The following is a 22039-nucleotide window of genomic DNA, read 5'->3' as shown; positions in this document are numbered from 1 at the left end:
GGCCAGTTCACTGATGCCCCGCAACTCGGCACAATAAGTGTGTCATCGTTACTTGTCATCTAACCAGCTGTCCTACGAGACATGATCCAGTCATCGTATGGCACTCGCTGAAACGGCAAGTCGATGTTGCTCAGGGTGTCTTCTCAGTCGGGTGGCAAGCGCCAAGTCCGTGCCATGATTTCTGCATGACGACTCCTCACCGAGGTCTCAACTCCCCCCAGATGCAGAAGGGAACGCCTCTGGGGCAACCTGAGACCATCAAGCTCATCCTTGATCGCTCTCAACGTCCGACCCGTACAGTGCCGATCCGTCGAGCCTTCCTCCAGAAGGGGAAGAGCAAGGGCGGAGTGAAGTCGCCCGGTGCTCTGGCTGATCTGGTACGCCGCTCCGCTAAGCGCCCTTTGGACCTGTATCTGTTGCTCAGTGCTGTCACTAGTGGCGGAGACTTCTCCGTCACCGAGTGGTCCACGACATGGGCCCGGTCCGGGGGCATCTTTGATGAGACAGCAGGAACCACCGCCGTGTCTCGCGCATGGAAAGTCCTTAGGGAACTGCAACTCATCTCCCGAGCTCGCGGTGAAGGCGGCAAGTCAACCATCACGAAGCTGCATGAAGATGGCTCTGGGCGACCGTACACGTCGCCGGGCGAAAACCTAGGAGACCCCTACTTTCAGCTGCCTTACGAGTACTGGGAAAAAGGCTGGCACAACACGCTCTCTCTTCCAGGGAAGGCCATGCTCCTGATCGCCTTGAACCAGAGGAAGATCGAGTTCACTCTCCCCCAAGAGCGGATGCCCGAGTGGTACGGCATCTCCGCCGACACTGCCGGCAAGGGCATCAACGAGTTGCGGAGGCACGGCATCCTCGATCACCTCGACGACGAGTGGTTCGACACCCTCAAGACTCGATCAGGTAGGGGCTCGCGCCCCGTGTACAGCTTGTGGCCCCCCTTCACTCCTCGCGGCCTCGGAGAACCGACGGCCGACGAGCAGGCTGCCGCTGAGGTTCCCTCGGGCACGGTCCCGAAGAAATGAAGGCCGCACCGCTCCGCATGTGGTTGGCGCCAGGGCGGAGCGGTGCGACATCACCAGCACACATCACTGGATTTTCCGGAGTACCCCTTGAACAAGCACTCCCGCGGACTCCCCTCTACGGGACGTCCTACTCCACACTCTACGGCTCGGTGGCGCCGCCGTAGCCGTCGCTACCTGCGCATTTTTCTTATGAACGCCCTTAAGGGTGCCGCGTACACACTCGGTTGCGCGGTCGTCAGCTGGCTGATTTGGCGGATGCAGGTGGGCTGACCTCTTACCGAAAGAGCTGACTGCCCCTGAGGTCGACCATGCCTCGAACGAGACAGTCGTAAGCGATCTTGAAAATCGTCGTGGTGCCGACACCACCGTGCGTTCAAACCGTACAGCCTCCGCACTCCCACGGCCCCTGACCAGTGCATACGGTTGGGGGCCGTTGCCACACCCGCTGTCTGTCGGCAACCGCGACTCCCGGTGGTTCCCCGTCTGACAGGGCGTGGAAGGGGAGCGACCCGCTGACCCTACCGACCGCACAACTGTTGTCATCTATCGCGTTCTGCGATGTGCTTAGCGATCTTGTCTAGCTTGGCGACTACGGTTGCGCGGTCCAGCGCGGTGCCCTCCATGGCATCAAGATCGATGATGTAAGACATCTCCTCGACAGGGCCAGACGGCCCGTTGGCCTTCACTGTGACCGTATATTGACGGGGCAAGTCGGTCCTTTGGTAAAAACGTGGGGCAAAGGTGAAAAACCACTCAAGTCGCCGCCGTGGTGGCAGGTGAGAGATTTTTCTACCCAAGGCGCGACCGAGTCTTTCGTCCCACACATCTCGCTCTCCCCCCTTGAGTGGAGGGTCGATGCTTATCTCCACATCGCGGGCAACGGTGGGGCCGACGTTCTCTAGGGTGAAGACAAGTAGGCCAGACCCTCCCGCTCGGGGTTGGATGTCTGGCACGACGTAAGGCTGAGCAGCCTCTAGTTGGATGCGCTTGTTGAGCCTGAACTGTGCACCGCTGAAATAGAGAGCTACTAGGCTGACGACCACTGCTGCAGCCGCGATCAGGTTGCTCATGGCAGTGAGAGTACGGGCTGTCATCTGTGCAGCAAGGTCGGTGGAGCGGCTTTGGGCGGGAGCTGCCTTGGGGCGAGAGATCGGGGCCCGTACGCTGGCCGGGAATCGGGCTGGCTCCTCGCCTGCCCGCAATAGCCCGATGTGGGCCCCGATCTTCGAGGCTCGCCCCAAGGTGGCTGCCTAAAGCCGTGAAGCCGACCGGGCCCAGCCACGACGGCGCCTGGTCAGCAACCATGCGGCTTGCTGCTGGTGCGCGGCCGGCGGATGCCGGGGCGGAGCGGGGCGGAGACAGGAGCGCAGGCCCGGCGGGGAGCCGGGCCGCGCGCGGCGAGCGGAGCGAGCCGCCCTTGAACTCGTAGAGAAGGTTGTTACTCAGTCGGCTGGTTGGGCTGACGCTGACGGTCGTGTTCGATGGTGTAGGCGACCGTCTCGGCGCAGTGGATGACCATCTGGAGGCGGTTGAGCACGTCGCGACGGGCGGCCTCGATCAGGTCTTGGTGCGTGGGCGTCGGCTCGGTGCTGGTGTGGGGTGTCCAGAAGCCGCGGTGGCTGTGTTCGGTGACGATGTCCTGGCAGGCGCGGACCACGGCGTTCAGGGCTGCGGTGATCTCGTAGCGGTACAGCTGCTCGTTCCGGGCGGCTCGGTCGTGGTTCATGGGCGGGGCCTTGTGGTGGGGCGGGCGGTGAGCAGGTAGCGCACGGCGTCGTCGCAGATCGTGTGGCTGTAGGGCGTGCCGGAGGCGAGATCGGCCAGCGCGTGTTCGTGGGCCTGATCGTCGTGGAGCCAGGCCAGAACGGGGCGGGCTGCTGGTGGGTCGAGCTGGTCGCTGATGTGGCGGGCCCGTTGCTGGAGCCAGCGCAGGGCGAGGCGCGGTGAGCCGGCTGCGTGGGCGCCGAGCCAGAACGTGCGGCCGTCATTGGGGGTGTGGGCGATCGCTTCGCACCAGTAGGAGCGGGTCAGCATGGCTGGGCTTCCCGCGTGGTCGGCTGCGGTGCAGAGGCGGGGAGGTGAGCGGTCACCGTGTGGCCGTGGCCGTCGTGGTGAATGTCCAGCGCTGCGGCGAGGACGGTGACGATGGCCAGTCCTCGGCCGTGGGTGGTCCCCTCGTCGGGGTGGGTGATCCGCGGGTGCGTGGTGGCGCCGGTGTCGGTGACGGTGAGCGTCACGGCCTCGGTGGTGCGGGTGATGGTGACGCGGAAGGCGGGCCCGGTGGTGTGGGTGACGGCGTTGGCGCCCAGCTCGGTGACGATCAGTGCGGCGTCGTCGGCGCAAGGGCTGTCGTGGAGGATGTCGCGGGTCCAGCGGCGTGCGCGGCCGACCTCGGCCGGGAGTCTCGGGCAGGAGAGTTCCCAGACTCGCACCGTACTCGTATACTCGTCCATACAAGTTCCTTCGTGCTGGTAGGCGGCCATGGGCAGTGGGTGCGGGCTAGACGAGTTTCACGCCGTCGTGGGCCCGGACGGCCGGCGGGGCTGCCGCGTCCAGGGCGTCCAGGACGCGCACGGCGTATGCCTCGTCGGCGAGTTCGGTGACGTCCTCGCGGGTGGCCCAGCGCAGCGCGTACGTCTCGTCGCCGGTGGTGGGGGCGCCGTCGATCGCCTCGCAGCGGAAGACGAGGGAGACGATCAGGCCGGTCATGTTCTTGTAGACGCCGGTCAGGGTCGCCGGAAGGGCGATCTTGATGCCGGTCTCTTCGAGAACCTCGCGCTGGAGGGCCTCGGGGATGGTCTCGCCCGGTTCGAGGACTCCGCCCGGCGGCTCCCAGTGCCCGTTGTCCCTGCGCTTGATCAGCAGGGCCCGGCCGCGGTCGTCAACGATGACTCCGGCGACGCTCACGGAGTGGGGGCGTTCGGCAGTACTCACAGTCCTCGGCTTCCTCGGCTGACTAGGCTCTCCACCGTAGCAACGACACTCAGCCTCTCGTCTAGATATCCAAAGGAGTAAAGATGGCGTCCTCCCCCTCCGGTGCTCTCGGAGCGCTGGACCCGACCAGTGACCGCGCGGTGTTCCGGCAGATCGCCGACCAGATCCGCGAAGCCATCGACAAGGGCCGGTTCAAGGAGGGCGACAAGCTGCCGTCCGAAGCCGAACTGGTCGAGCACTACGGCGTCTCCCGGATGACCGTGCGCAACTCGCTGTCGATCCTCCAGACCGAGGGCCTGGTGGTCTCCGAGCACGGCAGGGGCGTCTACGTCCGGCCGCGCCCGCCGGTGCGGCGACTGGCCTCGGACCGGTTCGCCCGGCGCCACCGGGAGCAGGGGAAGTCGGCGTTCATCGTGGAGGCGGAGGCGGCCGGGAGCAAGTCGGAGGTGGACAGCCTGGAGGTCGGGGAGGAGCGGCCCAGCCAGGACATCGCCGCGCGCCTGGGCTCGCCGCGCCGGGTGCTGGCCCGTCGTCGCCGGTATCTGCTGGACGGGCGGCCGGTGGAGTTCGCCACCTCCTACCTCCCGCTGGACCTGGCGCGGAACACCCCGATCGCCCAGCCGAACCCCGGTCCGGGTGGCATCTACGCGCGGCTGGAGGAGTTGGGGCACCGCCTGGACCACTTCGACGAGGAGATCAAGGCCCGGATGCCCACCCCCCAGGAGGTGCGGACGCTGCGGCTGGCCTCCGGTGTGCCGGTCATCCACCTGATCCGCACCGCCTACGACACCGAGGGGCGCGCGGTGGAGGTCTGCGACACGGTGATGGCCGCCGACGCCTACGTCCTGTCGTACCGGTTGCCGGCCACCTGACGGCCGGGGGTGGCGAGGTGTGGTGCGGCCCGGTGCGCGGCTGGTTTCGACTCGTACACACCCAGACGCATACTCGTATAGACGAGTGGGCAAGCTGTATGGCACAGTGGTCCGCGTTCCGAACTGACTCGGGATCACGTCGACGCATCTTGTCTAGACGAGTAGGCGTCGGTGGTTCCGGTGCGATCCAAGGAGAGACAAGACGTTGCGCACCATCCGTGTGGAGACCTCGACCGCCACGATCCTGCTGACCGAAGCCCCTGAGCCCAAGGTCCGCGACCGGCAGACCGGCGAGGTGGCCAAGGACGCCGTGAGCGGCGAGACGCTGATGACGATCGGCGTCGTCTACATCGACGAGGGCGAGTCCGCGCTGATCCGGGTCACCGTGCCGGAAAGCGGCGTCGCCGAGGGCCTGGCCCTGGGCGCTCCGGTGTCCCTGCCGGGCCTGGTGGCCAAGCCGTGGGAGAACGTCTTCAACGGCCAGCAGCGGCACGGCATCGCCTACCGGGCCGCCGCCGTCACCCCCGGTGCCGTCCCGGCCGCGGTGGGGGCCTGACCAATGCCGGACCTGATGACGTGGCTGGAGGTGGGCGGTCCCGTTGCCGTAGCCGGTGGCGGGGCCGCCGCCTGGGCCAAGTCCCGGCACCCGGCGGCCTACTGGTCCACGGTGGGCCTGCCGGTGTCGGTGGCCCGGCTGGTCACCTCCTACGGGGCGGTCATGGACTCCTGCGGGCTGACCGTGCCGCCCTCCCGGCTGCGGGCGCTGGCCACCTGGGCGACCACCCGCCGGGAGGTGAGGCCGGTGCCGCCCCGCCGGGGCCTGATCCGCCCCACCTCGACCGGCCTGCGCCTGCGGCTGCGGCTGGCGCCGGGGCAGGAACCGGCCGACGTGGTGGCCTCGGCCGAACGGCTCCGCCACGCCTGGGGCGTGCACGCCGTCTACGTGGCGGGGGTCAAGCCGGGCGTGGTCGAGCTGCGGCTTGTCGGCTTCGACGTGTTGGACCGGGTGCGGATGCCGCGCGGTGTCGAGAGCGGTCTCCTTCGGGTGCCGGTGGCGCTGCGGGAGGACGCGACCGCCTTCGTCCGCGACTACCGCGCCATCCCGCACCAACTCACCCTCGGCGCGACGCTGTCGGGCAAGTCCATGTACCTGCGCAACCTCGTCGCGGGACTTGCCCGGCAGCCGGTGGCGCTGGCCGGGATCGACTGCAAGCGCGGGGTGGAGCTGGCTCCGTTCGCCCCGCGCCTGTCGGCGCTGGCCACCGAACCGGCGGAGGCGGCCGAGCTGCTGCCCGCGCTCGTCAAGGAGATGGAGGACCGCTACGACCTGATCAAGGCCCGGCAGGGCATCGCCCCCAACACTCCGGACGAGGAGATCACCTCCGACCTCTGGGGCCTGCCCGAGGATGAGCGGCCCGTGCCGATCGTCCTGGTCGTCGACGAGGTGGCCGAACTCTTCCTCACGGCCTCGAAGAAGGACGAGGAGCGGCGGGACGCGATGGTCACCCAGCTCATCCGGCTCGCCCAGCTCGGCCGGGCCGCCGGAATCTACCTGGAGGTCTGCGGGCAGCGCTTCGGCGCCGAGCTGGGCAAGGGCGCCACCATGCTCCGCGCCCAGCTCTCCGGCCGCATCTGCCACCGCGTGAACGACGAGGCCTCGGCGAAGATGGCACTCGGCGACATCGCCCCCGAAGCGGTGGAAGCGGCCTGCTCCATCGCCCCGGAACGGCCGGGCCTGGCCGTGGCCGGTGACACCTCCGGCGGCTGGTCCCGCATCCGCACCCCCTACCTGTCCCTCACCGACGCCGCCGCCGTCTGCCAGGACACCGCGCACCTCGCCCCCGACGTGCCCGCCCTCGACCCGTTCCGGCCGCACATTCCGCCGGCCCCGGTCGAGCATCCGGCTCCGCTGGTCACACCGCGCCCCGTAACCGACTGAACCACCCCGCACCACGGTCGGGGCGACCGCCCTCGCGCCACGTCCCTACCCCTGCCATGCCGAAAACCGAAAGGAGGTGCCACCCATGCGCCGCTCCCTGGCCCGCGTCGACGCCGTGCTGGTCCAGGCCGTCATCGCCGGTGCCCTGTCCTTCGCGCACCTGCACGACCTGGCCGCAGCGGCCGGACAGCACGGCTGGAAAGCCTGGGCCTACCCGATCAGCGTCGACCTGCTGATGGTCGCGGCCTGGCGGCGCCTGCGCTCCGGCCATGCCACAACGGCCGGATGGTGCTGGTTCGTCATCGCCCTGGCCGCCTCGCTCGGCGCGAACGTCGCCACCGCCGGACTCCTCGACCTGGACGACGTGCCCGCCTGGCTGCGCATCCTCGTCGCCGGATGGCCCGCCGTCGCCTTCCTCGGCGGAACCCTCCTCGCCCACTCGCCGAGCACGGCGGCACCGGATGAGCCGGACGAGAACACCGCCGAGCTGCCCGCGGCTGCCGACCCTGCGCCGGACCCCACACCCGAACCGGCCCGGCCTGCCGCACCTGCCCCGGCGCTCCCGGCGGCACCCGCCGTCCCGGCTGCCCTCGTCGAACACGCCCGGAAGGTCGCCGACGCCCACCGCGCCCGCACCGGTACGCCCATCGACACCGACACCCTGCGCACCCGCCTCGGCGTCCCGCCCGCCCTGGCCGACCAGATCGCCGCCCAACTCACCTGACAAGGAGGACCGCTCATGCGCCCGGTCATCCGCCTCGCCCTGGAGTGCTCCGCCCGGCTCACCCGCCGAAACCGCCTCGACGAAGCCATGGCCGTCGCCGAAGACGCGTTCCGGCGGGCCACCGCGGACGAACACCCCGAGATCGAACAGTGGCTCATCGACCACACCAGCGACTTCACCGGAGAGGACTGAGCCTCATGCCCGCCCGTCGCCGCTTCCGCCGCGTCGTCCGCATCGGCCCCGTCCAGGTCGGCACCGCCTACGACGGCCGGGGCCGCGAGAAGCACACCGCCGCCTGCACCGCGCCGCGCTGCGGCTTCTCCGCCGACTACGACAGCCGCGCCGCCGCCGAGCTGGCCGCCCGTACCCACCGCTGCCCCGTCCGCTGACCGGAGGTTCCTTATGACCGTCTCCCTGCCCCTGGTGGCCGTCCTGGGCGTCATCGCCTGGGCCGCGATCAAGTTCCTCGGCATCCGCCTGTGGGTCGTCGTTGTGATCGCCCTCTTCGGCTTCTACCTCTCCCAGACCTTCCTCGCCCCCGCCATCGACACCGGCACCCGCACCGGGGTCGAGGTCATAGGCGGCACCACCGACTGACAAGGAGAACCCGCCATGTTCCCGCGCCCGCAGCTCCCCACCACACCCCACCTCCCAGCCACCGCCGAGCACGGCCAGCCGCCGGCCTGCTCCTGCCACCCCGCCCCGGCCCGGCGGCCTGTGCTGCCTCCGGCCACGACCGGCGCGGTAGCCGCCGTGCTCGTCGGCGGCGTGGTGCTGACCGCGCTCCTGGCCGCCGTCGCCGTCACCGCCATATCCGTGGCCGTCGCGGCCCTCGTCCTGCGCTCCCTGCTCGCCTCCGGGCACCGCCGCTGAACGGCCGGTCGGGGCGGCCTCGATACCGCCAAGCATCCCGCCGCCCCGACCGGCCTCAACCCCTCGTCCGACCCGCAAGCCAGACAAGGAGAAGCCCATCATCCCCCGCACCACCGCACCGCCGCCGAAAGAACTCGGCATGCTGGCCTCCTGGGGCAGCCTGCCCGGCCTGGTCCGGCAACTGACCGGCCTGGGCGGCTGCGCGCGCCCGATCCGGCTGTCCGGCTACCGCGCCGAACACGCCCTCAACACCACCACCGGCGAGATCGGCCCCGAACTGCACCGCCTGGACTCCACCGACCTCCCGGCCGGGCACCTGCTGGTGCGCTGCAACAACCGCCGCACCACCCGGTGCGCCACCTGCGCCGAGACCTACCGCCGCGACACCTACCACCTGATCACCGCCGGACTGCGCGGCGGCAAGGGCACCCCGGAGCAGGTCGCCACGCACCCGCGCGTCTTCGCCACCTTCACCGCACCCAGCTTCGGCCCGGTCCACAACCGCCCCGACTCCGGCCGCTGCCGCTGCGGTGCCCGTCACCCGGCCGACGATCCCGCCCTCGGCACGCCGCTTGACCCCGAGCGGTACGACTACGAAGCGGCCGTGCTGTGGAACGCGCACGCCGGTGCCATCTGGCGGCGCTTCTCCATCTACCTGCGCCGGGAGATCGCCAAGCGCGCCGGACTCACCCAACGCGCCTTCCGCCAGTACGCGCGGGTGTCCTTCGCCAAGGTCGCCGAGTACCAGAAGCGCGGCGCGGTCCACTTCCACGCCGTCATCCGCCTCGACGGCCCGACCGGCGGCGACACTCCGCCGCCGTCCTGGGCCAGTGCCGAGCTGCTGACCGACGCCATTCGCGCGGCCGCGGCCGCTGCCCGGATCACCGGCCCGACCCTCGACGGCCGCGAGCACACCTTCGCCTTCGGCCGCCAGCTCGACATCCGCCCGATCCGCTCGGCCGACCTCGGCGGCGGCACCGAGCTGACCGATCGGGCCGTCGCCGCGTACATCGCCAAGTACGCCACCAAGGGTGCCGAGACCGCGACCGGCACCCTGGACCGGCCGTTGAAGTTCCTCGCCGAGCTGGCCGCCCTCGACCTCACCGACCACGCCCGGCGCATGATCCGCACCGCCTGGACCCTCGGCGCCCGCAAGGACCTGGAACACCTGCGGCTGCGGGCCTGGGCCCACATGCTCGGCTTCCGCGGTCACTTCTCCACCAAGACCCGCCGCTACTCCACCACCCTCGGGGCGCTGCGCACCGCCCGCGCCGAGTGGCAGCGCCTCCAAGCGGCCATCGCGCGCGGCGAGACGCCCCACGACCCGGCCGCCGAGCCGGAGGAGACCACCCTCGTCCTCGCGCACTGGGCCTTCGCCGGCACCGGCCTCACCGCGGGCGAGCAATGGCTGACCGACGCCCTCACTCCCAACATCACCAGCACGGAAGGGGAAACAGACCGATGAAAGACCGATATCTCAGCGTCGACCAGGTCGCCGAGCTGCTCGGCACCACGCCTCGTTTCCCCCGGCGGTTGGTCGCCGAACGGCGGATCACCTTCGTCAAACTCGGTCGCCACGTACGCATCCCGGAAAGCGCGCTGGCGGCCTTCATCGAGGCGAACACCGTGCAGCCGGTCCAGCGGCGCCGGGCTCGTCTGCGGAGGGCTGCCTGATGGCCAACAGGAAGGGCAAGCGCCGCCGCTTCGGGGCTGTGCGCAAGCTGCCGTCCGGCCGCTGGCAGGCTCGTTACCCCGGCCCGGACGGTGTGCTGCGTCCGGCCGACCGTACCTTCGACACCAAGGCGGACGCCGAGATCTGGCTGTCGCAGACGGAAGCGGACCTGACGCGCGGCGACTGGCAGGATCCGGACGCCGGGGCGGTCAACTTCGAGGTCTACGCCCGGCAGTGGATCGCCGAACGCGGCCTCCGGCCGACGACCGTGGAGCTCTACGAACGCCTGCTCCGCATCCACCTGCTGCCCGCCTTCGGGCACCGGGAGCTGGACGAGATCACCGCTCCCCGTGTCCGCACCTGGCGTACCGAGCGGCTGGAGGAGACCGGGGCGCCCACCACCGTGGCCAAGGCGTACCGGCTGCTCAAGGCCGTCATGGAAACCGCTGTGGACGACGAGCTGATCCGCCGCAACCCGTGCCGCATCAGGGGCGCCGGCCAGGAGCGGGCGCCCGAACGGCCCATCGCCACCGTGAAGCAGGTGTACGCGGTGGCCGACGCCATGGGGCCGCGGTGGCGGCTGATGGTCCTTCTCGGGGCCTTCGCGACCCTGCGGCCGGAGGAACTGGCCGAGCTGCGGCGCGGTGACGTCGACCTTGACACGGGGACGCTGCGGATCACGCTGGCCTCGCCCGAGCTGACGACCGGCCGCCGCGTCACGGGCGAGCCCAAGTCGGCGGCCGGGAAGCGCACGCTGATCCTGCCCGCGTTCCTGCACACCGATCTGCGGCGGCATGTCGAGTGGTTCGCCGACAGGAAGGACCGGGGCCCGAACGGGCTGCTCTTCGTCGGCGAGAAGGGCGCTCCGTTCCGGCGGTCCACCTTCGGGCGGAAGTGGCGCAGGGCGCGCGCGAAGGCGGGGCTTCCCGAGGGCTTCCGCTTCTACGATCTCCGCCACACCGGGAACACCCTGGCGGCGGACACTGGGGCCAAACTGAAGGACCTCATGGTGCGGATGGGGCAGTCGTCCGTACGGGCCGCGATGATCTACCAGCACTCGTCACTGGAGCATCAGCGGGAGCTCGCCGACGGCATCGACGCCCGGGTACGCGCGGCCCTGACGCCCCCGGAGAAGGGCGGCGGCCCTTCTGGCACGGATCTGGCACGGGACGCTTAGAAAGGTGCCGAGGGGTCCGGGCAACGAACAAGGCCCAGGTCTTTGACCTGGGCCTTCGTCATGGAGCGGGTGACGGGAATCGAACCCGCGCTCTGAGCTTGGGAAGCTCATGTTCTACCATTAAACTACACCCGCGAGGAGCGGACGATCACGTCGCTCACCGACGCACACTGTACCCCATACCGGGCCCCCGGCGCACAGCCGAGGGGTCCTTTTCGTCGTGTCCCCGGGGCGTGTGACGGGCGGGTTTCCGGGAAGCGGGGGAAGGGAGTTGGGGCGTACGGTGGGTGCGGAGCGCCGGGTGCGGGACTGGCCGATTGATCCCCTAATGTGGCTTTGGTCGTACACGTAGTGGGGAGAGGCAGGCGATGGAGTCCACCGTCGTTCAGTGTGCCGATGGGCATGTGTTCAGCACCTCGACGTTCCCGATGCAGAACCTCGGCAGCGGCCGGATCGGTCCGGGCCGGCTGCTGCGGTGTCCGCGGTGCGCGCGGCTGAGGCAGGCGGTGCCGGTGGCGCGGCGGGCCGTGACGGGCATGGAGGCCGTGCGGCGCTGAGAGGCCGAAGTGCCCGGGCGGCCGTGGTGAGCGGTCGTGACGGGTGAGGGCACGCGGGCCCGGTGCGCAGGCGCCGGGCCCGCGGTCTGTACGCTCGACGTCGTGCTTCTCTCAGACAAGGACATCCGGGCCGAGGTCGACTCCGGGCGGGTGAGGATCGATCCGTACGACCCGGCGATGGTGCAGCCGTCCAGCATCGACGTGCGGCTGGACCGCTTCTTCCGGGTGTTCGAGAACCACCGCTACCCCCACATCGACCCCGCGGTCGAGCAGTCCGACCTGACGCGGCTGATCGAGCCGGAGGGGGACGAGCCGTTCATCCTCCACCCGGGCGAGTTCGTGCTGGCCTCCACCTACGAGGTCGTCACCCTGCCCGACGACATCGCCTCCCGCCTGGAGGGCAAGAGCTCGCTGGGACGGCTGGGCCTGCTGACGCACTCCACGGCCGGCTTCATCGACCCCGGCTTCTCCGGGCACGTGACGCTGGAGCTGTCGAACGTGGCGACGCTGCCGATCAAGCTCTGGCCCGGGATGAAGATCGGGCAGCTGTGCATGTTCCGTCTCTCCTCGCCCGCCGAGCACCCCTACGGCTCCGCCCGCTACGGCTCCCGCTACCAGGGGCAGCGCGGCCCGACGCCCTCGCGCTCCTATCTGAACTTTCACCGCACGCAGGTCTGAGCGAGCAGCGAGGAGCGAGGAGAGGCGCATGGGCGACGAGCGGGAGAAGCTGACCTACGAGCTGTTCGGGCGGGCGATCCGGGAGCTGGCGCAGGCCGTCGCGGACGACGGGTACGAGCCGGACATGATCCTGTCCATCGCGCGCGGCGGGCTGTTCGTCGCCGGAGGGCTCGGCTACGCGCTGGACGTGAAGAACCTGCACGTGATGAACGTGGAGTTCTACACCGGCGTCGGCACGACGCTGGAGATGCCCGTCATGCTGCCGCCGGTGCCCAGCGTCGTCGACCTGAGCGAGAAGAAGGTGCTGGTCGCCGACGACGTCGCCGACAGTGGCAGGACGCTCAAGCTGGTACACGACTTCTGCGCCGAGCATGTGGCCGAGGTGCGGTCCGCGGTGGTCTACGAGAAACCGCGGTCGCTGGTGAGGTGCGAGTACGTGTGGAAGCGCACCGATCGCTGGATCGACTTTCCGTGGAGTGTGGAACCGCCGGTCGTGCGGCGGGAGGGGCAGGTCCTCGACTCCTGACATGCCTGACACGTGAAGGGGGCCCGCGCCGGTGCGCGGGCCCCCTTCACGTGCGGGCGTACGGGCGGGCGCGTGTGCGGGCGTACCCGCCGCGCCCCGCGCCCTACAGGGTGCCGAGCTTGAACAGCGCCAGCAGCGCGATCAGCTGGATCGCACAGGCGCCCAGCGCCTTCGGCCAGGGCAGGTCGTGCGAGCGGCGGACCATCGAGGTGAGCAGCACGCCCGCCGCGAGCAGGGTGATCCAGCCGACGACCTGGACGACCGTGGCGCTGCCGCCCAGGAACATCGCCAGCAGCAGCCGCGGTGCGTCCGTGATCGTCATGATCAGCATGGACAGGCCGACGGTCGGGGCCCACAGCCCCTCGCCGCCGAGCTGGCGGGCCAGGGTGTGGGTGACCACGCCCATCAGCAGGGCGGAGACGACGACGGCCACGCCGGTGATCAGCACGAACGGGATCGCGCTGGAGAGCGTGGAGTTGATCGCGTCCTCGCGGGCCTGGTCGAAGCCGAAGACGGCGAGCAGGCCGTAGACGAAGGTGACGATGAGCGCCGGGCCCCACACCGAGTGGTCGCGCATCTGCCAGAAGGTGCTGCCGGGGCGCAGCACGATGCCGCTCAGCAGCTGCTTCCAGTGCAGCCGCGGGCCGGAGGGCGCCACGGGCGGCTGCCCCGCCGTGTAGGTGCCGCCGTCGGTGTAGCCGTCGCCGGCCGGGTGGCCCGGCTGCGGGGGGTGGCCGTGGTCGGGGGCCTCGCCGAAGCTGAACATCTGGGTGTGCCCGGGGTTGTTGGCGGGATCGTGCGCGGGCGGACGCACCCGCCCGCCCTGCCCACCGTGTCCGGGGTGGTGTCCGCCGTGTCCGGGGTCGCCGAAGTACTCCGGCTCGCCGTGCCGTCCGCCGCCCTGGCGCCAGAGGGTGTGCCCGGGCTGTACGGGCTGCTGCCCCGGCTGCGCGGGAGGCGCGTACGGCGGCTGCCCGGGTGCGCCGGGAGCCTGCTGCGGGGGGCGGTGCCCTTGCTGTCGTGCGTTCCGGGGATCCCGGCCGTGTCCCATCCTGAATCCAGCCACGCCTTCGAACGTACCGTGTCCGGCCGTACGGGGTGCCGTGGGCCGGGCAGCGGGCCGCGCATTGCCGCCGAGCTGTGACATCCCCCAGGGGGACCCCGTGGGGGATGTCCCCGGGCAGGGGTGGGGCTGCCCGTAGGGGACGGCCGTGGGGCCCGGTCCGCCGGACCGGGCCCCACGGGGGCGCGTGTGCGCCGAAGCGCCGCCGAAGCGGCGCCGAAGCGCCGCCGAAGCGCCGCCGAAGCGGCGGCTGGAGTGGCGGCCGAGGTGACGCGGAGGGCGTCAGCCGGCGAAGTTGACGCCGAACAGCGGGGTGCCGGCCGTGGAGACGCCCACCCTGCTGACGGAGAGGAAGTAGCCGCCGCCGGCGATCTGCGTCCCGTCGGAACGGAGCGCGGTGACAGCGCCGTTGCCGTTGTTCTCGCCCAGGGCTCCGGCCGTCAGGTCCGCCAGGCCGTCGCCGTTCATGTCGGCGAGGTGGACGTCGCTGCCGAACTGGTCGTCGGTCTCGTTGCCACCGGGGACGCCGGGGGTGTCCTGGTGGATGAACTGCGAACCGGAGCCGGTGAGGCCGGAGCCGTCCGCCGCGCCGTACAGGACGACGACCGCGCCGGTGTACTGCGCGTCGCCCAGGGACTCGCCGGGTGCGCCGACGGCCAGGTCGAGGTGGCCGTCGCCGTTGACGTCGCCCAGGTCCAGTTCGGAGCCGAAGCTGTCGTACCGCTCCGAGCCGCCGGGGATGCCGGGGGAGTCCTGGGTGAAGGACTGGCGGTTGCCGTTGGGGCCGGAGGGGGAGCCGTGGAGGACGTTGACCAGACCGCCGGTGCGGCTGCCGGGGACGCCGGAGTCGGAGTCGAAGTGCATGCCGATGACGATGTCGCCGAAGCCGTCGCTGTTGACGTCGCCGATGTCGGTGATCAGTCCGGCGGGGAGCTTCTGCTGGCCGCTCGCGGTCAGACCGGAGGCGGAGCCGGGGACGTAGTAGTTGGCGTTCCAGTGGTACTCGCCGTCACTGGAGTCCCGCTCGAAGCCGTCCACCACCAGGTCGGCGATGTCGTCGCCGTTGACGTCGCCGGAGTGGAGGTTCTTCGGGCCGGTGTCGGCTCCGCTGAGGATGGCGGGACGGACACCGTAGGCGCCGCCGTGCTCCCCCTTGCCCTTGCCGAAGCCGCCGCGGAAGACGCGGACGTAGGAGGAGCTGGTGCCGACGGCCAGGTCGGCCTTGTCGTCGCCGTCGTAGTCGGCGGCGTCCAGTACGTAGCCGAAGCGGTCGTGGGAGCTCGGCGAGGGGTCGGGGACGGTGGTGCCCCCGTACAGACCCGAGGCGGAGCCCCAGATGATCTGGATCGTGCCGCCGTTGACGTCGTCGCCGACCTTCTCGTACGGGGCGCCGACGGCGAGGTCGGTGAAGCCGTCGTTGTTGAAGTCGGCCGCGGTGGTGTCGAGGCCGAAGCGGTCGCCGGCCTCGGAGACGCCGGGCACCCCGGGGCTGTCCTGGCTGATGACGGTGCGCTTGGAGGTGGTGGTGATGCCCGCGGCGGAGCCGTAGAGCACCACGACCTGGCCCGCGTTCTTCTGGCCGTCGACGGTGGCGAAGGGGGCCGAGACGGCGAGGTCGCGGTAGCCGTCGCCGTTGAAGTCGGCGGTCGGGCGGTCGCCTTCGGCGGCGGCCGTGCCGACGGCGGCGGCCATCAGACCGCCGGTCAGGGCCGCCACGGTCGCGGCCGCGAGGGCAGTGCGGAAACGATTGTGCACTCGGAACTCTCCTGCTGCACGAGGAGGATGCCGCCAGGCATCCCGGACTGATGTGGCCAAATCCGCCCGCTTCGCCGGGCGTTGGCCAGGAATTCACGCGGAGGTGGCCAACAGGAGACCTCCGGGGAGGTGCCGGGGTTGTACGGGAGGCGGAAGTTTCTTCACCGGCCGGGCACGGGACCGTCTGTCGCCGGTACGGGTTCGTCGGCCATACTGCCCGCCGTGGAACAGCTCAGAGGTCCGGTCATCCCGCCCGTAACCGCAGCCGGCACCGATCCGGCCTACATCCCCGGCCTCGCTCCGCCGAGCCCCGACCGGGCCGGTGAGGAGGCCGCCGACGAGGAGGTGGAGCAGAAGCAGGAGAGGACCCCTGCCGGGGAGTCCGCCTCGGAGGAGCCTGCCGAGGACGCCGCCGATGCGGCCGCCGGTGAGCAGGACGAGGACGGGGACGGGGACGGCGAACCCGCCTTCGAGGCGTCCGACCGCCGCGGCTCGATCGCCGCCGGCCGCTTCGGGGTGGTGTTCCGGCTGGACGGCGAGGAGGCCCGGTTCCCCTGGGACGAGATCGGCGCGGTCGAGACGGACCTTCCGCGCTTCGGGCGCCGGTTCTCCGTGTCGGTCTGCACGACCGCCCGCCGCTGGTACGAGGCCGACGTCGACGCCCCGTCCCGGAAGGTCCTGAAGGAGTGGGACGAGGAGTTCGACGCCGTCCTGGACGAGTGGTTCGGCGAGGACTGAGGAACCGGGAGAAGGGCCGGGCCGGGACGGCACGGCAGGAGGACGTCGAGAAGACATCAGAACGGCGGAGGCCGGTCCCGCGGGATGCGGGACCGGCCTCCGCCGTCTTGCGTACTGCCCGGCGTACCGCCCGGGGCGTGACCGCTAGGAGGCGGGCTCGGGCTCGGGAGCCGGCTCCGTGCCGGCCGGGCCCTCCGGCTCCGCCGGGGCCTTGACCGACTCCAGCAGGAGCTGGGCGACGTCCACGACCTGGACGTTCTCCTTGGCCTTGCCCTCGTTCTTCTTGCCGTTGACCGAGTCGGTCAGCATCACCAGGCAGAACGGGCAGGCGGTGGAGACGATGTCCGGGTTCAGCGACAGCGCCTCGTCCACGCGCTCGGTGTTGATGCGCTTGCCGATGCGCTCCTCCATCCACATCCGCGCGCCGCCGGCGCCGCAGCAGAAGCCCCGCTCCTTGTGGCGGTGCATCTCCTCGTTGCGCAGGCCGGGCACGCGGCCGATGATCTCGCGCGGCGGCGTGTAGACCTTGTTGTGGCGGCCCAGGTAGCACGGGTCGTGGTAGGTGATCAGACCCTCGACCGGCGTGACCGGCACCAGGCGTCCCTCGTCGATGAGGTGCTGGAGCAGCTGGGTGTGGTGGATGACCTCGTAGTGCCCGCCGAGCTGCGGGTACTCGTTGGCGATCGTGTTGAAGCAGTGCGGGCAGGTCGCGACGATCTTCTTCTTGGACCGCTCGACGGTGACGCCCTCGTCCTCATCCTCGCCGAACGCCATGTTCAGCATGGCCACGTTCTCGGCGCCGAGCTGCTGGAAGAGGAACTCGTTGCCCAGGCGGCGGGGGGAGTCACCGCTGCACTTCTCGTCGCCGCCCATGATCGCGAACTTCACGCCCGCGATGTGCAGCAGCTCGGCGAAGGCCTTGGTGGTCTTCTTGGCCCGGTCCTCCAGGGCGCCGGCGCAGCCGACCCAGTACAGGTACTCGACCTCGGTGAGGTCCTCGATGTCCTTGCCGACGACCGGGACCTCGAATTCGACCTCCTTCGTCCACTCAAGGCGCTGCTTCTTGGCCAGGCCCCAGGGGTTGCCCTTCTTCTCCAGGTTCTTGAGCATCGTGCCCGCCTCGGACGGGAACGAGGACTCGATCATCACCTGGTAGCGGCGCATGTCGACGATGTGGTCGACGTGCTCGATGTCGACGGGGCACTGCTCGACGCAGGCGCCGCAGGTGGTGCAGGACCACAGCACGTCCGGGTCGATGACGCCGTTCTCCTCCAGCGTCCCGACCAGCGGGCGCTCGGCCTCGGCCAGGGCGGCGGCGGGAACGTCCTTCAGCTGCTCCTCGGTCGCCTTCTCCTCGCCCTCCATGTCCTTGCCGCCGCCGGCCAGCAGGTAGGGGGCCTTGGCGTGCGCGTGGTCGCGCAGCGACATGATCAGCAGCTTGGGCGACAGCGGCTTGCCGGTGTTCCAGGCGGGGCACTGGGACTGGCAGCGGCCGCACTCGGTGCAGGTGGAGAAGTCGAGGATGCCCTTCCAGGAGAACTGCTCGACCTGGGAGACGCCGAAGGTGTCGTCCTCGCCCGGGTCCTCGAAGTCGATCGGCTTGCCGCCCGAGGTCATCGGCTGGAGGGCGCCGAGCGCCACGTCGCCGTCGGCCTCGCGCTTGAACCAGATGTTGGGGAACGCCAGGAAGCGGTGCCAGGCGACGCCCATGGTGATGTTGAGCGACACCGTGATCATCCAGATCAGCGAGACGCTGATCTTGATCATCGCGGTGAAGTAGATCAGGTTCTGCAGCGTGCCGGTCCCCAGCCCGTCGAAGGCCTCGACCAGCGGGTAGGAGACGAAGTACGCCGCCTCGTAGCCCTCGACGCGGTGGATCGCGCCCTCCAGGCCGCGCAGCACCAGGATCGCCAGGCCGATGGTGAGGATGACGTACTCGACGAAGTACGCCTGCCAGGCGGTCGAACCGGCGAAGCGGGACTTGCGGCCGGGGCGGGTGGGCAGGTTCAGCAGCCGGATCGCGATCAGCACCAGGATGCCGGCGACCGTCATCAGGCCGATGAACTCGATGTACATCTCGAACGGCAGGAAGCCGCCGAGGACGGGGAGGACCCAGTCGGCCCGGAAGAGCTGCCCGTAAGCCTGGGCCAGGGTCGGCGGAAGGGTCAGGAAGCCGATCGCGACGAACCAGTGCGCGAAGCCGACGATCCCCCACCGGTTCATCCGGGTGTGGCCGAGGAACTCCTTGACCAGGGTGATCGTGCGCTGCTTCGGGTCGTCGGTCCGACTGCCCGCCGGTACGGACTGGCCGAGCCTCACGAAGCGGTAGATCTGCGCGACGGCGCGTGCCAAGAGCGCAACGCCGACCGCGGTGAGTACCAGCGAGACGACGATCGCGGCGAGTTGCATGGCGGCTCCTCGAACCTGCGGGGCGGTGCCTGCGGCTGCAAGCTTACTAAGCGGTAACTTATCCGATCTGTTCGAGACTACCCATGAACAGAGGCCGTCTGTAGCCACTCGTACGGTGATCTGCGTCGCTGAGGCGGCCCTTGCCCGAGAGATGGCCGCGGGGCCTTGAGGGAGAGCCCGGGAACGGAAGGGTGGATCCATCCTATAGACCTCCCGTATACCATCCTCCGAATCGGTGTCGAATGCGGTAAAAAGGGATGCGTCCGTTTCCCGCGGCCGGGAAGGAAGTCCCTATGCGCACTCCGCGCGCGGGGCTCGCACGGGCCTCCGCGAGGCTCTGGGAGAGCCTGTGGGAGGGCCTGTGGGGACGGCTGTGGGTCTGGCTCCTCCTCCCCTGGCTGCTCGTTCTCGCGGTCGCCGTCATCGAGGTCACCGGCGGGCTCCACGGCCGCGTCGCGCACGCCGGCTCCCTGCTCACCCCGGCGCCCGCGCTCGCCGCGGTCCGCGGACGCCCGCGCGACGTGCTCGCCGTCTCCGCCGCCGCCCTGGCCCTCGGGCTGGCCACCTCCTTCGAACCGGTCACGGCCGAGACGGACACCTCCGCGACCGCACTGGTCGCACTGGTGGTGGTGAGCGCCGCCGGCCTGGTGGCGGCCGCGGTCCGGCGGCGGCGCGAGGGCCAGCTCGTCCGGATCCGGCAGGTCGCCGAGGCGGCCCAGCTCGCCCTCCTCTCCCCGGTGCCGCGCCGCACGGACGGGCTGCGCCTGGCGGCCAGGTACAGCGCCGCCGAGTCCGACACGCTGATCGGCGGCGACCTGTACGAGGTCGTGGTCCGCCCGGACCGCACCCGGCTGATCATCGGCGATGTGCGCGGCAAGGGCCTGCCCGCGATCCGTACGGCCGCCGCGGTGCTGGGCGCCTTCCGGGAGGCGGCCCAGTACGAGCCCGCGCTGACGACCGTGGCCGGACGCTGCTCGCGCGCGGTGGAGCGGTGCGCGCGGGAGGCGGCCGGCGGCGCCGGCCCGGACGCGGCGGCGGAGGCGGAGGAGCTGTTCGTCACCGCCGCGCTGGTGGAGATCGAGGGCGGGCGGCTGCGCGTCGTCGACCTGGGGCATCCCCCGCCGCTGCTGCTCACCGCCGGGGGCTGCGAGCCACTGGCGGTCGATCCGCTGCCGCCGCTGGGGCTGGTGCACGGGTTCACGGCCGGGTGGGACGACGAACGCGGTCTGACCGTCCACACCCGGTGGCGTCCCGGGGACCGGCTGCTGCTCCACACCGACGGCATCGACGAGGCGCGCGACGGCAGGGGGCGCTTCTTCCCGCTCGCCGAGACGCTGCGGGAGCTGCGCGGGGTGCCCACCGAGCGGCTGCCGGACGAGTTGCTGGATGCGGTCGCCCGGCACACCGGGGGGAGGCTGCGGGACGACGCGGCGGTCGTCGCCGTCGAGTTCTCGGCGGCCGGGGAAGCGGCCGGGGAGGCGGTCGGGGAGGCGGTCACGGGGGCGGAAGAGGGGCGGTGAGGGCCGGATGGATCGGGCGGCGCGGGGAAGACTGCCCCGTCCGGGAGCCAGGGCGGCCCGGCGGGCGTCCTGATTCCCCGGAAGGCCCCTGCGACCGGCGTTCCGCGGGCAGTTGAGACGGGAACCCCCGGCCATGAGTTCGGTCGCCGGAAGAGAGTTGAGTCGGCGCGACTCATGTCTCTTGACGCTGCCCGCCCTCCTGCTGCACTCTTGAGCCAGATCTACTCAAGGCATGAGCTGGAGGAACCCGAAATGGCACGAGCGGTCGGCATCGACCTGGGTACGACGAACTCCGTCGTCAGTGTTCTCGAGGGCGGTGAGCCCACCGTCATCACCAACGCCGAGGGCGCCAGGACCACGCCGTCCGTCGTCGCCTTCGCCAAGAACGGCGAGGTCCTCGTCGGTGAGGTCGCCAAGCGCCAGGCCGTCACCAACGTCGACAGGACGATCCGGTCGGTCAAGCGCCACATGGGCACCGACTGGAAGATCAACCTGGACGGCAAGGACTTCAACCCCCAGCAGATCAGCGCCTTCGTGCTGCAGAAGCTGAAGCGGGACGCCGAGGCGTACCTGGGCGAGAAGGTCACCGACGCGGTGATCACCGTCCCCGCCTACTTCAACGACCACGAGCGCCAGGCCACCAAGGAGGCCGGTGAGATCGCGGGCCTGAACGTCCTGCGCATCGTCAATGAGCCCACCGCGGCCGCCCTGGCCTACGGCCTGGAGAAGGACGACCAGACGATCCTGGTCTTCGACCTCGGCGGCGGCACCTTCGACGTCTCGCTGCTGGAGATCGGCGACGGCGTGGTGGAGGTGAAGGCCACCAACGGCGACAATCAGCTCGGCGGCGACGACTGGGACCAGCGGATCGTCGACTACCTGGTCAAGCAGTTCCAGTCCGGCCACGGCGTGGACCTGGCCAAGGACAAGATGGCCCTCCAGCGCCTGCGCGAGGCGGCGGAGAAGGCGAAGATCGAGCTGTCCAGCTCGACCGAGACCACCATCAACCTGCCCTACATCACCGCGTCGGCCGAGGGCCCGCTGCACCTGGACGAGAAGCTCACCCGGGCCCAGTTCCAGCAGCTCACCGCCGACCTGCTGGAGCGCTGCAAGATCCCGTTCCACAACGTGATCAAGGACGCGGGCATCCAGCTCTCCGAGATCGACCACGTCGTCCTCGTCGGCGGCTCGACCCGCATGCCGGCCGTCGCCGAGCTCGTCAAGGAGCTGACCGGCGGCAAGGAGGCGAACAAGGGCGTCAACCCCGACGAGGTGGTGGCCATCGGCGCCTCGCTGCAGGCCGGTGTCCTCAAGGGCGAGGTCAAGGACGTCCTGCTGCTGGACGTCACCCCGCTGTCCCTGGGCATCGAGACCAAGGGCGGCATCATGACCAAGCTGATCGAGCGCAACACCACGATTCCGACCAAGCGCTCGGAGATCTTCACCACCGCCGAGGACAACCAGCCCAGCGTGCAGATCCAGGTGTACCAGGGCGAGCGGGAGATCGCCGCGTACAACAAGAAGCTGGGCATGTTCGAGCTGACCGGGCTGCCGCCGGCGCCGCGCGG

General features: G+C 70.3%; 26 protein-coding genes and 1 tRNA gene. 18 read left to right on the top strand and 9 right to left on the bottom strand.

What is annotated here, in order from left to right:
• Positions 1 to 185: 185 nt before the first annotated feature.
• The gene (locus BM237_RS29045; protein ID WP_139238181.1) at positions 186 to 1034 is read left to right on the top strand and encodes a hypothetical protein; all 849 of its coding nucleotides are present in this window, start codon (positions 186 to 188) and stop codon (positions 1032 to 1034) included.
• 539 nt (positions 1035 to 1573) lie between these two features.
• On the opposite strand, the gene BM237_RS29040 is transcribed toward BM237_RS29045, so the two are convergent.
• The 5 genes from BM237_RS29040 to BM237_RS26005 form a co-directional block, all read right to left on the bottom strand.
• Positions 1574 to 2104, bottom strand: coding sequence for a DUF8453 domain-containing protein (locus tag BM237_RS29040; protein ID WP_139238180.1), 531 nt, complete (start codon positions 2102 to 2104; stop codon positions 1574 to 1576).
• Between the two features lie 368 nt (positions 2105 to 2472).
• Complete coding sequence (locus BM237_RS26020; protein ID WP_093852185.1) at positions 2473 to 2760, bottom strand: hypothetical protein; 288 nt, start codon at positions 2758 to 2760, stop codon at positions 2473 to 2475.
• Positions 2757 to 3068, bottom strand: coding sequence for a hypothetical protein (locus BM237_RS26015; protein WP_093852184.1), 312 nt, complete (start codon positions 3066 to 3068; stop codon positions 2757 to 2759). The genes BM237_RS26020 and BM237_RS26015 overlap by 4 nt, the downstream gene beginning before the upstream one ends.
• The gene (locus tag BM237_RS26010) at positions 3062 to 3487 is read right to left on the bottom strand and encodes an ATP-binding protein (RefSeq protein WP_093852183.1); all 426 of its coding nucleotides are present in this window, start codon (positions 3485 to 3487) and stop codon (positions 3062 to 3064) included. The genes BM237_RS26015 and BM237_RS26010 overlap by 7 nt, the downstream gene beginning before the upstream one ends.
• A 46-nt stretch (positions 3488 to 3533) precedes the next feature.
• Positions 3534 to 3941: an NUDIX hydrolase gene (locus BM237_RS26005; protein ID WP_093852226.1), complete on the bottom strand. Its 408-nt coding sequence runs from the start codon at positions 3939 to 3941 to the stop codon at positions 3534 to 3536.
• Between the two features lie 110 nt (positions 3942 to 4051).
• On the opposite strand from BM237_RS26005, the gene BM237_RS26000 reads away from it, so the two are divergent.
• From BM237_RS26000 to BM237_RS25955, 11 genes are all read left to right on the top strand, one after another.
• Entirely contained in the window at positions 4052 to 4840 is a 789-nt protein-coding gene (locus tag BM237_RS26000; protein ID WP_093852182.1) for a GntR family transcriptional regulator, read from the top strand.
• Between the two features lie 205 nt (positions 4841 to 5045).
• The gene (locus BM237_RS25995) at positions 5046 to 5396 is read left to right on the top strand and encodes an SCO3933 family regulatory protein (protein ID WP_093852181.1); all 351 of its coding nucleotides are present in this window, start codon (positions 5046 to 5048) and stop codon (positions 5394 to 5396) included.
• Positions 5397 to 5399: 3 nt separating this feature from the next.
• Positions 5400 to 6779 carry an FtsK/SpoIIIE domain-containing protein gene (locus BM237_RS25990; RefSeq protein ID WP_093852180.1) on the top strand — a complete coding sequence of 460 codons (1380 nt, stop codon included), beginning with the start codon at positions 5400 to 5402 and terminating at the stop codon, positions 6777 to 6779.
• A gap of 85 nt (positions 6780 to 6864) precedes the next feature.
• The gene (locus BM237_RS25985) at positions 6865 to 7503 is read left to right on the top strand and encodes a DUF2637 domain-containing protein (protein ID WP_093852179.1); all 639 of its coding nucleotides are present in this window, start codon (positions 6865 to 6867) and stop codon (positions 7501 to 7503) included.
• A 15-nt stretch (positions 7504 to 7518) separates the two neighbouring features.
• Positions 7519 to 7695, top strand: a complete 177-nt coding sequence (locus tag BM237_RS29440) for a hypothetical protein (RefSeq protein ID WP_175541134.1) — start codon at positions 7519 to 7521, stop codon at positions 7693 to 7695.
• A gap of 5 nt (positions 7696 to 7700) precedes the next feature.
• Complete coding sequence (locus BM237_RS25980; RefSeq protein ID WP_093852178.1) at positions 7701 to 7892, top strand: mobile element transfer protein; 192 nt, start codon at positions 7701 to 7703, stop codon at positions 7890 to 7892.
• 13 nt (positions 7893 to 7905) lie between these two features.
• Positions 7906 to 8100 carry a hypothetical protein gene (locus tag BM237_RS25975; protein ID WP_093852177.1) on the top strand — a complete coding sequence of 65 codons (195 nt, stop codon included), beginning with the start codon at positions 7906 to 7908 and terminating at the stop codon, positions 8098 to 8100.
• 15 nt (positions 8101 to 8115) lie between these two features.
• Positions 8116 to 8376: a SpdD protein gene (locus tag BM237_RS25970; protein WP_093852176.1), complete on the top strand. Its 261-nt coding sequence runs from the start codon at positions 8116 to 8118 to the stop codon at positions 8374 to 8376.
• 139 nt (positions 8377 to 8515) lie between these two features.
• Complete coding sequence (locus BM237_RS25965) at positions 8516 to 9841, top strand: replication initiator (protein ID WP_093852175.1); 1326 nt, start codon at positions 8516 to 8518, stop codon at positions 9839 to 9841.
• Positions 9838 to 10050, top strand: a complete 213-nt coding sequence (locus BM237_RS25960) for a helix-turn-helix domain-containing protein (protein WP_093852174.1) — start codon at positions 9838 to 9840, stop codon at positions 10048 to 10050. Before BM237_RS25965 ends, BM237_RS25960 begins: the two co-directional genes overlap by 4 nt.
• On the top strand, positions 10050 to 11225 hold the full coding sequence (locus tag BM237_RS25955) for a tyrosine-type recombinase/integrase (protein ID WP_093852173.1): 1176 nt from the start codon (positions 10050 to 10052) through the stop codon (positions 11223 to 11225). Before BM237_RS25960 ends, BM237_RS25955 begins: the two co-directional genes overlap by 1 nt.
• A 61-nt stretch (positions 11226 to 11286) precedes the next feature.
• On the opposite strand, the gene BM237_RS25950 is transcribed toward BM237_RS25955, so the two are convergent.
• Positions 11287 to 11360: transfer RNA gene (locus BM237_RS25950), tRNA-Gly, on the bottom strand.
• Positions 11361 to 11593: 233 nt separating this feature from the next.
• Here BM237_RS25950 and BM237_RS25945 point away from each other — a divergent pair.
• From BM237_RS25945 to BM237_RS25935, 3 genes are all read left to right on the top strand, one after another.
• Positions 11594 to 11782 carry a hypothetical protein gene (locus tag BM237_RS25945; protein ID WP_093852172.1) on the top strand — a complete coding sequence of 63 codons (189 nt, stop codon included), beginning with the start codon at positions 11594 to 11596 and terminating at the stop codon, positions 11780 to 11782.
• A gap of 102 nt (positions 11783 to 11884) precedes the next feature.
• Positions 11885 to 12460, top strand: coding sequence for a dCTP deaminase (gene dcd, locus BM237_RS25940; RefSeq protein ID WP_093657735.1), 576 nt, complete (start codon positions 11885 to 11887; stop codon positions 12458 to 12460).
• 28 nt (positions 12461 to 12488) lie between these two features.
• Positions 12489 to 12986: a phosphoribosyltransferase gene (locus BM237_RS25935; RefSeq protein ID WP_093852171.1), complete on the top strand. Its 498-nt coding sequence runs from the start codon at positions 12489 to 12491 to the stop codon at positions 12984 to 12986.
• Between the two features lie 103 nt (positions 12987 to 13089).
• Here the strand turns inward: BM237_RS25935 and BM237_RS25930 are convergent, their stop codons facing one another.
• Together BM237_RS25930 and BM237_RS25925 are read right to left on the bottom strand one after the other, a co-directional pair.
• The gene (locus BM237_RS25930; RefSeq protein WP_093852170.1) at positions 13090 to 14133 is read right to left on the bottom strand and encodes a Yip1 family protein; all 1044 of its coding nucleotides are present in this window, start codon (positions 14131 to 14133) and stop codon (positions 13090 to 13092) included.
• 198 nt (positions 14134 to 14331) lie between these two features.
• Entirely contained in the window at positions 14332 to 15804 is a 1473-nt protein-coding gene (locus tag BM237_RS25925; protein ID WP_093852169.1) for an FG-GAP-like repeat-containing protein, read from the bottom strand.
• Between the two features lie 222 nt (positions 15805 to 16026).
• Here BM237_RS25925 and BM237_RS25920 point away from each other — a divergent pair, with 222 nt between their 5' ends.
• Positions 16027 to 16542, top strand: a complete 516-nt coding sequence (locus tag BM237_RS25920) for a hypothetical protein (protein WP_093852168.1) — start codon at positions 16027 to 16029, stop codon at positions 16540 to 16542.
• Positions 16543 to 16686: 144 nt separating this feature from the next.
• On the opposite strand, the gene BM237_RS25915 is transcribed toward BM237_RS25920, so the two are convergent.
• Positions 16687 to 18951 carry a (Fe-S)-binding protein gene (locus BM237_RS25915; protein ID WP_093852167.1) on the bottom strand — a complete coding sequence of 755 codons (2265 nt, stop codon included), beginning with the start codon at positions 18949 to 18951 and terminating at the stop codon, positions 16687 to 16689.
• A gap of 293 nt (positions 18952 to 19244) precedes the next feature.
• Between BM237_RS25915 and BM237_RS25910 the strand changes: the two genes are divergently transcribed.
• Both BM237_RS25910 and dnaK read left to right on the top strand, forming a co-directional pair.
• Positions 19245 to 20471: a PP2C family protein-serine/threonine phosphatase gene (locus tag BM237_RS25910; protein WP_175541133.1), complete on the top strand. Its 1227-nt coding sequence runs from the start codon at positions 19245 to 19247 to the stop codon at positions 20469 to 20471.
• A 252-nt stretch (positions 20472 to 20723) separates the two neighbouring features.
• Positions 20724 to 22039: molecular chaperone DnaK (gene dnaK, locus BM237_RS25905; protein WP_093852165.1), on the top strand; the 1316-nt coding region annotated here is incomplete at its 3' end.

Source organism: Streptomyces mangrovi, assembly GCF_900114215.1.
GTDB lineage: Bacteria > Actinomycetota > Actinomycetes > Streptomycetales > Streptomycetaceae > Streptomyces > Streptomyces barkulensis.
The sequence above is the reverse complement of the archived record's forward strand: the minus strand, read 5'-3'. Positions and strand labels throughout refer to the sequence as shown.